11 protein-coding genes and 1 tRNA gene are annotated in these 13,445 nt (G+C 59.8%); 7 read left to right on the forward strand and 5 right to left on the reverse strand.

What is annotated here, in order from left to right:
- Positions 1-26 precede the first annotated feature (26 nt).
- Complete coding sequence (locus QO231_RS07770) at positions 27-3,698, reverse strand: vitamin B12-dependent ribonucleotide reductase (RefSeq protein ID WP_316774874.1); 3,672 nt, start codon at positions 3,696-3,698, stop codon at positions 27-29.
- Between the two features lie 554 nt (positions 3,699-4,252).
- On the opposite strand from QO231_RS07770, the gene QO231_RS07775 reads away from it, so the two are divergent.
- The gene (locus tag QO231_RS07775; protein ID WP_316774876.1) at positions 4,253-4,699 is read left to right on the forward strand and encodes a hypothetical protein; all 447 of its coding nucleotides are present in this window, start codon (positions 4,253-4,255) and stop codon (positions 4,697-4,699) included.
- Between the two features lie 170 nt (positions 4,700-4,869).
- Here the strand turns inward: QO231_RS07775 and QO231_RS07780 are convergent.
- The 4 genes from QO231_RS07780 to pdxH all read right to left on the reverse strand — a co-directional run bounded on the left by QO231_RS07780 (position 4,870) and on the right by pdxH (position 6,721).
- Positions 4,870-4,946 (reverse strand) — tRNA-Pro (locus tag QO231_RS07780).
- 43 nt (positions 4,947-4,989) lie between these two features.
- A complete protein-coding gene (locus tag QO231_RS07785) occupies positions 4,990-5,454 on the reverse strand; it encodes a DUF192 domain-containing protein (RefSeq protein WP_316774878.1) in 465 nt (154 codons plus the stop codon).
- Position 5,455: 1 nt separating this feature from the next.
- Entirely contained in the window at positions 5,456-5,992 is a 537-nt protein-coding gene (locus QO231_RS07790; RefSeq protein WP_316774879.1) for a cold-shock protein, read from the reverse strand.
- A gap of 123 nt (positions 5,993-6,115) precedes the next feature.
- Complete coding sequence (pdxH, locus tag QO231_RS07795; protein ID WP_316774881.1) at positions 6,116-6,721, reverse strand: pyridoxamine 5'-phosphate oxidase; 606 nt, start codon at positions 6,719-6,721, stop codon at positions 6,116-6,118.
- Positions 6,722-6,838: 117 nt separating this feature from the next.
- On the opposite strand from pdxH, the gene fabI reads away from it, so the two are divergent.
- The 6 genes from fabI to trpE all read left to right on the forward strand — a co-directional run bounded on the left by fabI (position 6,839) and on the right by trpE (position 13,250).
- Positions 6,839-7,660: an enoyl-ACP reductase FabI gene (gene fabI, locus QO231_RS07800; RefSeq protein ID WP_316774882.1), complete on the forward strand. Its 822-nt coding sequence runs from the start codon at positions 6,839-6,841 to the stop codon at positions 7,658-7,660.
- A gap of 33 nt (positions 7,661-7,693) precedes the next feature.
- Complete coding sequence (locus QO231_RS07805) at positions 7,694-8,068, forward strand: AprI/Inh family metalloprotease inhibitor (protein ID WP_316774884.1); 375 nt, start codon at positions 7,694-7,696, stop codon at positions 8,066-8,068.
- A 28-nt stretch (positions 8,069-8,096) separates the two neighbouring features.
- On the forward strand, positions 8,097-8,603 hold the full coding sequence (gene gpt, locus QO231_RS07810) for a xanthine phosphoribosyltransferase (protein ID WP_316774886.1): 507 nt from the start codon (positions 8,097-8,099) through the stop codon (positions 8,601-8,603).
- 30 nt (positions 8,604-8,633) lie between these two features.
- Positions 8,634-9,803, forward strand: a complete 1,170-nt coding sequence (locus QO231_RS07815) for an aminotransferase (protein ID WP_316774887.1) — start codon at positions 8,634-8,636, stop codon at positions 9,801-9,803.
- A gap of 81 nt (positions 9,804-9,884) precedes the next feature.
- The gene (locus tag QO231_RS07820; protein WP_316774889.1) at positions 9,885-11,729 is read left to right on the forward strand and encodes a peptidylprolyl isomerase; all 1,845 of its coding nucleotides are present in this window, start codon (positions 9,885-9,887) and stop codon (positions 11,727-11,729) included.
- Between the two features lie 9 nt (positions 11,730-11,738).
- Positions 11,739-13,250, forward strand: coding sequence for an anthranilate synthase component I (gene trpE / locus QO231_RS07825; protein ID WP_316774890.1), 1,512 nt, complete (start codon positions 11,739-11,741; stop codon positions 13,248-13,250).
- Positions 13,251-13,445: the final 195 nt, after the last annotated feature.

The raw sequence follows: 13,445 nt of genomic DNA on the forward strand, positions 1-13,445 counted from the left end.
CACGCCTTTTGGAGGCGCGATCTTTGTCAGCTACACCCGGACGTTCCGCCGCAGGTGTTGCATTTCATGCAAGTCCCGTTGCGCACCAGCGTGTAGTTGCCGCATTCGCCGCAGGCCTCGCCCTCGTAGCCCTGCATCTTGGCTTTGGTCCGCGCATCCAGCGATACAGTACCGGTGGACACAGCCGTGGAGGCGGCGGCAAGGCCGGCGGCCACATCGGGCACCAGTGAATTCAGCGTTTGCGCAGCATCCAACGAGGCCGCCAGTGCCGTCGCGCCCATGCTCGCCCCGCCCTGCAGAACCACAAGTTCCTGTGGCAAGCGCTTGCGCAGATACCCGGTCGAGCTGATTTGTTTCAGCACCTCAAGCGATTTGCTCGCCGCAGTTTCGCTGAGCTCGCTGACGTTTGAGACACCCTCTTCTTCGCCACGCCCCAGATCATCAAACGATGCGCCCTCGGGTTTCACATGCGCCAGATCAGTCCGGTCAAGGTACGACACCGCGAGTTCGCGGAACACGTAGTCCAGGATCGAGGTCGCATTCTTGATGCTGTCATTGCCCTGAACCATGCCGGCAGGTTCGAACTTGGTGAAGGTGAAGGCGTCGACGAATTCCTCCAGCGGCACCCCGTATTGCAGACCCACGGACACGGCGATGGCAAAGTTGTTCATCATCGCCCGGAACCCTGCACCCTCTTTGTGCATATCGATAAAGATTTCGCCGAGATTCCCGTCTTCGTATTCACCGGTCCGCAAATAGACCTTGTGCCCGCCAACAATGGCCTTTTGGGTATAGCCCTTGCGCCGCTGCGGCATCTTTTCACGGTGCGATTTTATGATTTCCTTGACCACCACCTTTTCGATGATCTTCTCGGCAATCACGGTCGCCTTTGCGTGCGGCGTACCGCTCTCCAGCGTATCGGCGGCCTCGTCATCATCCTCGACCAGTGCAGAGGCCAGAGGTTGTGACAACTTGGAGCCATCGCGGTAAAGCGCGTTGGCTTTGACACCCAGCGACCAGCTCAGCTCGTAGGCGCGTTGGCAATCTTCGATACTCGCGTCGTTCGGCATGTTGATCGTCTTGCTGATCGCGCCCGAGATAAAGCTCTGTGCTGCGGCCATCATGGTGATGTGGCTTTTGACCGAGAGATAGCGCTTGCCCTTCTTGCCGCAGGGATTGGCGCAGTCGAAGATGCCATAGTGTTCCTTGCGCAGGAACGGAGCGCCCTCCAGCGTCATGGTGCCACAAACGTGATCGTTCGCCAGTTCGATGTCCTTCTTGCTGAAACCCAGGTGGCGCAGCAGGTCAAAGGTCGGATCGTTGAGCTTGGCCGCGGGGATGCCCAATACGTTCTGGCAGAATTCTTCGCCCAGAGTCCACTGGTTGAACACGAACCGGATATCAAACGCGCTGGCCAGCGCCGCGTCGACCTTGGCCAGTTCGTTGGCACCAAATCCATGACCCGCCAGCGTGGTGTGATTGATGCCGGGTGCATTGCCAATGGTGCCGTGCCCCACCGCATAGGACACGATTTCCTCGATCTGCGCAGACCCATAGCCCAGCTTTTCAAGGGCCGCCGGAACCGACTGGTTTATGATCTTGAAATATCCGCCACCGGCCAGCTTCTTGAACTTGACCAGCGCAAAGTCAGGCTCGATCCCGGTGGTGTCGCAATCCATGACCAGTCCGATGGTGCCGGTCGGCGCGATCACCGTGGCCTGGGCATTGCGATAGCCGTGCTTCTGCCCGAGGCTCAGAGCCTCGTCCCAGGCGGATTTGGCCAGATCGACCAGCCGCGCATCGGGACAGTTGCCATGATCGAGCGGCACCGGCCTGACCGCCAGTTGCTGATAGCCATCGGTCGCGCCATGGGCGGCGTTGCGGTGATTGCGGATCACGCGCAGCATGTGGTCGCTGTTCCGCTCATACCCGGAAAACGGCCCGAGTTCGCCCGCCATTTCGGCGCTCGTGGCATAGGCGACTCCGGTCATGATCGCGGTCAGTGCCCCGCAGAGCGCGCGGCCTTCGTCGCTGTCATAGCTGTAGCCCATGTTCATCAGCAACCCGCCGATATTGGCATATCCCAGCCCGAGCGTACGGAAGTCATAGGACAGCTGCGCAATCTCCTTGGACGGGAATTGTGCCATCATCACGCTGACTTCCAGGGTCACGGTCCAAAGCCGCGAGGCGTGCATGTAATCCTCGGCCTGGAACTCGCCATCCTTGAGGAAGGTCAAGAGGTTCATCGACGCCAGATTGCAGGCGGTATCGTCCAGGAACATGTACTCGGAACAGGGGTTCGATCCCCGGATCTCGCCGTCTTCCGGGCAGGTGTGCCAGTCGTTCACAGTGTCATGATACTGAATTCCCGGATCGGCACAGGCCCAGGCCGCGTGGCCCACCTGCTCCCACAGATCGCGCGCCCGGATGGTCTTGGCGACCTTGCCATCGACGCGGTTGATCAGTTCCCAATCTGCATCCTTTTCCACGGCAGTCAGGAACGCGTTGGTGACCCGGATCGAGTTGTTGCTGTTCTGGCCCGAGACGCTGTTATAGGCTTCGGAATCCCAGTCGGTGTCATAGGTCGGGAATTCGATGCTCGTGTGACCCTGACGCGCATAGTCCAGCACCCGCTTGATATAGGTCTCCGGGATCATGTTGCGCTTGGCATCGCGAACCGCATCCCTGAGCGCCGCATTTACCGCCGGATCATAGGCGTCCGCTTCGGCTCCGTCCCAGAGGCGGATGGCTTCGAAGATGCCATTCAGCTTCTTCTCGTGCATTTTCGAACCGGCGACGATGCTGGCAACCTTCTGTTCCTCCAGCACCTTCCAGTTGATGAAATCCTCGATATCCGGATGGTCCGCGTCGACGATCACCATCTTGGCGGCGCGCCGCGTGGTGCCGCCAGACTTGATCGCACCGGCCGCCCGGTCGCCGATCTTGAGAAAACCCATGAGGCCGCTCGACTTGCCACCACCGGACAGCTTTTCGCCTTCCCCGCGCAGGTGGCTGAAATTGGTGCCGGTGCCGCTGCCATATTTGAACAGCCGCGCCTCGCGCACCCAGAGGTCCATGATGCCGCCTTCGTTGACAAGATCATCCTGTACGCCCTGGATAAAGCAGGCATGCGGTTGCGGGTGCTCATAGCTGGACTTGGATTTCGTCAGCTTGCCGGTCTTGTGATCGACATAGTGATGACCCTGCGCCGGCCCGTCGATGCCATAGGCCCAGTGCAGACCGGTGTTGAACCACTGCGGGCTGTTGGGCGCGGCCTTTTGCGTCGCCAGCATGAAGCGCATCTCATCATAATAGGCGCGCGCATCGTCTTCGGTGCTGAAATATCCACCCTTCCAGCCCCAATAGGCCCAGGCCCCGGCGAGACGGTCAAACACCTGCTTGGCCGAGGTTTCACCGCCCATCTCGACATCATCGCCGTCGGGGACCGAACGCCAAAGAAATTCGGGCACGTTCTTTTCACGCACCTTCTTTAGACGGCACGGAACACCTGCCTTGCGGAAGTACTTCTGCGCGATGACATCGCTTGCAACCTGGCTCCAGCTTTCGGGCACCTCGACATCATCCAGACGGAACACGGTTGTTCCATCCGGATTGCGGATTTCGGACGTTGCCGAGATAAAATCAAGCGCGGCATAGGCGTCCTGGCCGGCTGTGGTGAATTTGCGTTCAATCTTCATGTGCGCTGCCTCTGTCTTCCAGCTGTTATCAAAGCCCTGATTCAGGCCCGCGTCGGATTTGCCGACGCTTTTGGTGTGCCCGGTTGCACGAGGCAAAACAGTCCCGGCCCCTTGCAGAACAAGAGAGACATCGACGTGCGCGTCGAGATGTACCAGTGGTGTCTTACCCTCCCAACCTTGTCAGAGCCTCTGGCTTTTCCTACCAGATTTAGTGGCTCAGCGGCCGGCTCATACAACTTGGCGTATCCGACCGCATTCGGCAACGAAATTTTTCAACAATTTCGGACTCTTTTTTGTTGACCTCGACAGCGCCCGATTCCGACGTGATGCGAAGGCCGATTCATCCACAGAAGGTTAACGCTGGTGCGTGGTGCGGACGCTGCGTTGCGAATAGCAAGAATTCGCCTGTTTCAGTGCGCCTTGGCGTGTCATGTTAAGAAATAGGTTTGCCTTTTGCCGCGCCGCAGCATTAGGGACATGACGACTTATGCACCGGATCCGGCAAGAAACACGCCTCGCATCCCGGTCGCAGATTTTTTTTGGAGAACTGCTCAATGCGCCCGGTTCCAGCCCCCTTCTACTTCCTACTGGTGGTAGTTCTGATTGGCTGCGAGACACAAGATATGGTGACATCAAATGCGAAGGCCCGCTTTGCGTCCTATCCCGACTCGCTGATTGCCGCGTTGGAATCGGCCTGTGCCGGACCCGCACAGACATTTCTGCGGCCCACACCGGATGCGATCGAATGCCGCGAGTACCTTCCGCCCGAACCGACCGCCGCGATCATCCTGACCTATGACGGAACGACAAGCGATCTGCCGCAACTGGTGATCCGCTTCCAGACAAATGAGGACACACCAGGCTACCTGGTGGAAAACGATGTCTATCTAAGCGTGCCCCAGAAATCGGGCGCGCCGTTGCATGTTCGTCAACGGGATCCCCGTTTGAATCGGGTTGTGAACGCCCTCTACCAGCGCTCCGGCGGTGTGCCGGAAGCCTGAAGGATTCAACAAACGTCTGATCAAGCGAGCGGAACGCGCACTGCGCAGGCCTCTGACGTCGTTCAGCTTTGTGAAAATACTCCAGGGTGTCTGAGGGGCAGCGCCCCTCAGCAATCACCTGACCTGAACGCCGAGATATATGTGCGCATCAGGTTCGTCTTGTCGAAAAATGGTCGGGGCGGCGAGATTCGAACTCACGACCCCCTGTACCCAAAACAGGTGCGCTACCAGACTGCGCCACGCCCCGGACCGTGCGCCTCTCTAGCCGGGCAAACCGGATTTGAAAAGCCCTAACAGGGCCATATTGCAGGACCATCGGAAAAAACCGGGTGCTGCATCTGGGATCCGGGTTCGATCCCATAGCGTTTCGCGAGGCCGCCGTTGATTTCCAGAACCGCGTAAATGCCTGCTCCACCCTCGATCGCGGTCAGATCCCCCGGCACGGCGCGATGATGAACGTGCTTTATCGTACCGCTCTGGTCCACGAAAATCATATCCAGGGGAATCAGGGTGTTCTTCATCCAGAAACTGGCGCGTCGCGGTGCCTCGTAGACAAAAAGCATTCCAGACCCACGCGGCAATGCTTCGCGAAACATCAGCCCCTGCGAACGCGCCTTGGGCGTATCCACCACTTCCACGGCAAAGCCCGCCTCGCCCCATGAGCCGCGCAACTGAACATGATCATCACGGCACGCGCTGGCCGCCGCCACGGTGCTGCACATCAGTGCTGCCAACAGCAAAGCAAGACGCATCATGTCAGGAGTCGGTTGCCGACACGGCCATTTCCCAGGCCATGACCTCCGCAGCCATCCGGCCGCGCTTGCCATCGATCACGCGCATCGCAAGCGCTTCGCCGGGTTGCAGATCCGCAAGCCCGGACTGGCGCAAGACTTCGATATGCAGAAAGACATCTTCGGGACGGCCAAAGACGTTGGCAAACCCAAACCCCTTGGATTTGTCGAACCATTTCACCCGCGCGGGCTCGAGCGGCGCGTTGTGAATGACATCCAGATCCAGAGCGGCAAAGTCCGTCAGCACGGGCACTTCTTCGCGTGCCGGTGGTGTGATGCTGACAATTTCAACCGCCTGCACGCCACGGTCTGTCCGATGGGTGACAACTTCAATTCCGGCCCCGTCCGCGACGGAACTCTGTCCGAAATTGCGCAGGACATTCACATGCAGCAAGATATCCGGACCACCTTCGTCAGACACGACAAAGCCAAACCCCTTGACGGGATCGAACCACTTTACCTGGCCGCGCACGTGGTACATGCTATTCAGATCGTCCGCCACAAGTTAACCACCACGATGTTTGATGTCCCAATGTTACACGAAGTAGTGGACAAGTTTAAGCACCAATTTCAAGGAGAAATTGCGACGCCATTACAATAAGTTGCATTTCACGTGACGTGAATGTCACGGAGAGAGGCGCTGAATCTGCCATTCCGAGCCCTCATTTGAGCGTTGCCAGGCGAACCTGTCATGCAATCTGAATGCACCGTCTGCCCAGAATTCGATATGGCTCGGAACGATCCGATAGCCGCCCCAGAACGGTGGCCGAGGCGGATTGGTTCCGTGCTGCGCAGTCACCTTTGCAACTTCTGCCATCAAAGCCGCGCGGCTGCTCAACGGCTGCGATTGATGTGAAGCCCAGGCCCCGAGCCGGCTCTTGAGAGAGCGTGACACGAAATAGGCATCCGCCTGCGGCCCGTCTTCCCGGCTGATTTCGCCACGCACCCGGATCTGGCGGCGCAGCGACTTCCAGTGCATCACGAAGGCGGCCTTCCCTGCCCCATCAAGTTCCCGTGCCTTCTGGCTTTCGTAATTCGTATAGAAAACGAATGCGGCGGGTTCGATCTCTTTCAACAAGACCATCCGCGCGTTCGGAAGCCCGTCGGCATCTACCGTGCTCAGCGCAATCGCGTTCGGATCGTTTGGCTCGGTCGCCTCTGCTTCGGACAGCCAGCGCTGCGCGATGGCAAACGGATCGTCTCCCGCGAATATTCCGTCCCGTTCAGTCATTGTGTCCCTTTCGCATGGATCGTGCGCGTCCTGTCAGCCGCCGCCGGCCAGCACTTGAAGCAGTCAGGTCAATCGCCTAAAGGTCAAGCCCACAATGCGCATTGGTCGGAGAAAAAAATGTCAAATGAGCTAATGGCCGGCAAACGAGGCCTGATCATGGGCCTTGCGAACGACAAATCAATTGCCTGGGGCATTGCAAAAGCGCTGGCGGACGCCGGAGCCGAACTGGCATTTTCGTATCAGGGCGATGCACTGAAAAAGCGTGTCGATCCGCTTGCCGCACAGCTAGGCAGCCAGTTTGTTCTGCCATGTGACGTCGGCGATGAAGCCTCGATAGACGCGCTGTTTGACCAGTTGAAAGAGCAGTGGGGTAGCCTTGATTTCATCGTTCATGCCATCGGCTTTTCCGACAAGAACGAACTGCGCGGGCGCTATGTCGATACCAGCCGTGCCAACTTCCAACTGTCCATGGATATCTCGGTATACTCATTCACTGCGGTCGTTCAGCGCGCGGAAAAGATGATGAATGAGGGCGGCTCGTGCCTGACGCTGACCTATTACGGTGCCGAACGGGTTATGCCGCACTATAACGTCATGGGCGTCGCCAAGGCGGCACTGGAGGCGTCTGTCCGCTATCTGGCCGAGGATCTTGGCAAGGACGGCATCCGCGTAAATGCCATCTCTGCGGGTCCGATCAAGACGCTTGCCGCCAGTGGCATCGGCGATTTCCGTTACATTATGAAGTGGAACGAATACAACTCCCCCCTGCGCCGCAACGTGACCATCGACGATGTCGGCGGTTCCGCGCTCTACCTTCTTTCCGATCTCGGTTCCGGGACGACAGGCGAAGTGTTGCACGTGGATGCAGGGTATCACGTTGTCGGAATGAAAGCGGTCGATGCCCCGGACATCGCTGCCGTAACAGGTCGAAAGGACTGATGAATGTGGAGTGGTGCCTGCAGGGCAATCCCAATGCTCGTCGTCACCGGATTTGCCGTTGCTGCGTGCAATATGGCCACCCCGACTTCCGACACCCAGCAACAAGCGGTGCCGCCATCACAAGGAATTGCCGGAGAATGGCGCCTGCAGGCTGAGGACAGCCTGTCGTGGTGCCGCTTTGTCATTGACCCCAGCGACACCGGCAAGGGACGCGCCGCCGACTATGGCTGCATTGATCTTGATGGTTTTGCAGGCTTCGTCCGACGATGGGAGCGCGAAGACGGCCAGATCGTGTTCTACTCCGCGACAAATGACGGCCCGGTGGCGCGCGTTCGGCGTGACGGTCCAGACATCTTGCGCGGCAACCTGGTTCCTTCCGGCCGAAAAATCGTCATGACCCGCCGATAAACGCAGCGAAAAATCAAGGACCGCCACTATGACCGACAACCGCCTGCCCCACGAAAAGGGGTTTCACATCAGCTGGGACCAGATCCATCGTGACAGCCGGGCGCTGGCGTGGCGTCTGGATGGCCACGGGCCCGATGACGGTGGCTGGCGCGCGGTCGTGGCCATCACCCGCGGCGGAATGGCCCCCGCGATGATCGTCGCGCGCGAACTTGATATCCGCACTGTTGATACGATCAGCATTAAATCTTACGATCATCAGCACCAATCCGAGGCGAAGGTGCTGAAATCTCCCAATGCAGACATGATGGGCGACGGCACTGGTATCCTGATCGTGGATGATCTGGTGGACAGTGGCAAAACCCTAGAGGTCGTGCGCAGGATGTTCCCCAAGGCGCATTTTGCGACGGTCTATGCCAAGCCAAAGGGGCGTCCCCAAGTCGATACCTTTATCACCGAGGTCAGCCAGGACACATGGATCTTCTTCCCCTGGGATATGGCCCTGCAATATGTCGAGCCATACCGGGGCACTGACTGACCGCAATCCAACGCCTTACTGGGGCCCGACATGACGCGCACGCGATCCACCTTTCCCTCTCCGATCGTCGAGACTTTTGGCTGGCTCAAGGGGATCGAGCATCCTGCGGATCGCCCGCTGATGCTGGTGTCTCAGGCCGCGCCGGTAGCACCGCCGCCGAAAGAACTGCGCGAGGCATTGGCGGATCTGGTTCTCACCAACGATGCCATTCATCTCTATGGGCCGGTGTTGGGCTTGTCCGAGTTGCGCGCCGAACTTGCGGAGCAATGCAGCACCCGCTACGGCGGTGCGATCACTCAGGCGCAAGTCGCGATCACGTCGGGATGCAATCAGGCGTTTGCTGCCGCCGTCGCCACCCTGACCGATCAGGGGGATGAGGTTATCCTGCCAACCCCCTGGTATTTCAATCATAAGATGTGGCTGGACATGTCCGGTGTCAGTGCCGTACCACTGCCCGTTCAAGCGGATATGCTACCCGATCCGGAGCAGGCCGCGCGACGGATCACAGGCCGCACACGGGCCATCGTTCTGGTCACACCCAACAATCCCACCGGGGCCGAATACCCTGCGCCGCTGCTGCGTGCATTCTATGATCTAGCGAAATCGCGCGGGATCAAACTCATCGTGGATGAAACTTATCGCGATTTCGACAGCCGCGATGGTGCGCCGCATGATCTGTTCGGCGATCCCGATTGGGACCAGACGCTGCTGCATCTCTATTCCTTCTCCAAGGCCTATCGCCTCACCGGACACCGCGTCGGCGCACTTGTAACGTCTGCCGACCTGCTGTCAGAGGTTGAGAAATTCCTTGATACGGTCACGATCTGCCCCACCCAGACCGGCCAGCAGGCCGCCCTTTGGGGCATGCGCAACCTGTCAAAGTGGCTAGAGGGAGAGCGCGCCGAGATCCTCGCCCGTCGCGCCGCGATCGGCAACGGATTTCCCGTTCTCGCCGAGCGAGGATGGGCGTTGCGCGGGCTGGGCGCCTATTTTGCCTATTTCGAGCATCCCTTTGACATGCCCTCTGACCAACTGGCAAAATCGATGGTCCACCTGGCCAGCATCCTTGCGCTGCCGGCCACCATGTTCACGCCGCCGGGCGATTCCCATGGGGCACGCCACCTGCGCATTGCCTTTGCCAACCTCGACCAAGACGGAATTGCCGTGTTTTTCGACCGATTGGCCGCCCTGCCTGCCTGAACCCGTCTTGCCCCCCCAGAACACGCGTCGTAGACAAGGCGGCGAAAAACAAGGCAGCTCATTGCCAGGCAGGGAGGCATCATGGCCGCAGGCGTTAAAAGTTTATCCAAGACATTTGTCTGGATTATCCTCGCTCTTCTGATCGTGGGGCTGGCCGGATTCGGAGCCACCAATCTCAGCGGTACGATCCGCACCATCGGCTATGCGGGCGACCAACCGATCAGCGTCGACGACTATGGCCGCGAATTGCAGCGTGAAATCCGCGCGATCGAGGCACAATCGGGCCAAACCCTGCCGATGTCGCAGGTCCGCGCCATGGGTCTGGACCAGATCGTGCTGTCCCGGCTCGTCGGGCTGGCCTCGCTGGACAACGAAGTGGCGTCTCTGGGCATTTCCATTGGCGATGCCAATCTGCAGCAGGAAATCCTTCAAATACCGGCCTTTCAGGGGATCGACGGTGCCTTTGATCGCGAGTCCTACCGCTTTGCCCTCAGTCAGGCTGGCCTGAACGAAACCGACTTTGAAAACGACCTGCGCGCCGAATCCGCCCGCACGATTGTTCAGGGTGCAATCATGGCGGGCACCACCATGCCTGCCATCATGACCAACACCATGACCGACCACATTGCGGCGCGGCGCAATTTCATCTGGGCCCAGATGACGGCAGAGAATCTGGATACGCCGATTGCGGACCCGACTCCAGACCAACTGCAGGCCTATTACGACGAACATCCCGACGATTTCACCCTGCCCGAGACCAAGCGCCTGACCTATGTCCTGATGACGCCGGAAATGATTCTCGATCAGGTGAAAATCGATGAAACCGCCCTGCGTGATCTCTATGACAGCCGGAGTGAGGAATATGATGTTGCCGAGCGGCGACTGGTGGAACGTCTGGCATTCTCCGACATCTCTGCGGCTTCGAGCGCCAAGGCGCAGCTTGATGTCGGGGGCACCACGTTCGACGCGTTGGTCGAGCAGCGTGGCCTCGCGCTGTCCGATATCGATATGGGCGATGTGACCCGCGAAGACCTGCGCGAAGCCGCGGACGATATCTTTGCCGCAGACATCGGGGACGTGCTCGGCCCCCTGCCGTCCGAGCTTGGTCCGGCACTCTACCGGGTCAACGGCAATCTCGCGGCGCGCGTGACCGCGTTTGAAGACGTCGAGGAAGAACTGCGCGCCGAACTCGCCGGGGATCGCGCCCGGCGGCTTATCGAAACACAGGCCGAAGGGATCAGCGATCTGATGGCCGGTGGTGCGACGCTGGAGGAACTGGTGGAAGAAACCGACCTGGAACTCGGCACGATCAACTGGACCGACGAGGCACATGAAGGGGTGGCGGCCTATGAGGATTTCCGCGCCGCCGCCGCCGCCGTGACGGCGGACGATTTCCCCGAGATCGGCTTTACCGAGGATGGCGCAATCTTTGCCTTGCGTCTTGAAGAAGTGCTGCCGGTTCGCCCGGAGCCCTTTGCCGCTGCACGCGAAAAAGTGGCCCAGGCATGGACGCTGGACCAGACCGAAGCCGCGCTGAAGGCGCAGGCAGAGACCATCGTCGCAGAACTTGGCGAAACCGGCGACTTCACCGAAACCGGCCTGTCCTTCCGGGTTGAGAACAGCATGACACGCTCAGCTTACATCGAAAGTACGCCGACCGATTTCATGTCTCAGGTGTTCGAGTTGGAGAAAGGCGAACTGCGCGTCATCGCATCAGAGGGCACAGTACTGATCGTGCGGCTTGAGGATACCCTGCCGCCGGAAAACACCGCAGAACTGACCGCGATGCAGACCGCGTTTGGCGAGGGGCTTGATCAGGCATTGGCCGAAAACCTGTTCGAGGTCTTCATGCGCGATGCCCGGCAGCGCGCGAAACCACAGATTGACCAGCAGGCGCTGAATGCCGTGCAGGCCAGTTTCCAGTAAGGGCGGAGCATGCTGCTGACACCCGACCTTGACAGCTTTGCCCGCGCCTACGAGGCGGGGGAAAATCAGGTTGTCTATACGCGTCTGGCCGCTGATCTGGACACGCCGGTGTCACTCATGCTCAAGCTGACGGGTGCCCAGAAGGACGCCTTCATGCTGGAATCGGTGACAGGCGGTGAAATTCGCGGGCGCTATTCGATCATCGGGATGAAGCCGGACCTGGTCTGGCGGTGCCGGGGCACCGAAAGCGCATTGAACAGATCCGCCCGCTTTGATCCGGACGCGTTCGAGTCGCAGCAGGGTGATCCGATGGCCAACCTGCGCGCCCTGATTGGCGAAAGCCACATCGCGTTGCCCGACGATCTGCCACAGGCTGCCGCCGGACTGTTCGGCTATCTCGGCTATGACATGGTGAGGCTGGTCGAACATCTGCCGGATGTGCCCCCCGATCCGCTGGGCCTGCCCGATGCGATGATGTTGCGCCCGTCGGTCGTGGCCGTTCTGGATGGGGTCAAGGGCGAGGTCACCGTGGTCTCTCCAGCCTGGAAGAGCGACGGGCAGTCCGCGCGCGCGGCCTATGCACAGGCCGCCGAACGGGTCATGGATGCGGTGCGCGATCTTGAGCGTGCCATGCCCGCCGAGACCCGCGATCTTGGCGATGCCGCCGAAGTTGCGCCTCCCGTGAGCAATTTCACCCCAGCGGCCTACAAGGCGGCGGTCGAGACGGCCAAGGACTATATCCGTGCCGGAGACATCTTTCAGGTCGTACCGTCTCAGCGTTGGACGCAGGATTTTCCCCTGCCCCCCTTCGCGCTTTATCGCAGCCTGCGCCGGACCAACCCGTCGCCCTTCATGTTCTATTTCAACTTTGGCGGTTTCCAGGTGATCGGCGCATCGCCCGAAATTCTGGTCCGCGTGTTTGGCAACGAGGTCACCATCCGCCCGATCGCAGGCACCCGCCCGCGCGGTGCGACGCCGGAAGAGGACCGCGCGCTGGAAGCTGACCTGCTGGCGGACAAGAAGGAGCTGGCCGAGCATCTGATGCTGCTCGACCTGGGCCGGAACGACACCGGTCGGGTCGCCCGTATCGGCACGGTGCGCCCCACCGAGAAGTTCATCATCGAGCGCTACTCCCACGTTATGCACATCGTCAGCAACGTCGTTGGCGAACTGGACGAAGGCAAGGACGCCCTTGACGCGTTTTTTGCCGGAATGCCTGCGGGCACGGTCAGCGGCGCACCAAAGGTGCGCGCCATGGAGATCATCGACGAACTGGAGCCGGAAAAGCGCGGCGTCTATGGTGGCGGCGTCGGCTATTTCTCGGCTGGTGGCGACATGGACATGTGCATCGCACTGCGCACGGCAGTGGTTCAGGATCGCAAGCTCTATGTTCAGGCCGGTGGCGGGGTCGTCTATGACAGCGATCCCGAGGCCGAGTATCAGGAGACCGTCCACAAATCCAACGCCATCCGCCGCGCTGCTGCGGATGCGGCGCGATTTACCCGGAATGGCAATAGCTGAGCGCAAAATTCTGCGGGTTATGTGAGGGGGCTCCGCCCCGCCGCCCTGCGGGCGGCTCCCCCGGAGTATTGATGCAAAGATGAAGGCGCAGCTGCGGCCTAGAGCGCTCGGCGTTTGGCTTGGCTCAGCCAGTATTACCTAACACGTTGAAATCTGGTATTTCCGACAGCGTTGGGTGGGTCAGTTGAAGCTCGA

The sequence above is a fragment of the Sedimentitalea todarodis genome, assembly GCF_032595355.1.
In the GTDB taxonomy this organism is placed as follows: domain Bacteria; phylum Pseudomonadota; class Alphaproteobacteria; order Rhodobacterales; family Rhodobacteraceae; genus Sedimentitalea; species Sedimentitalea todarodis.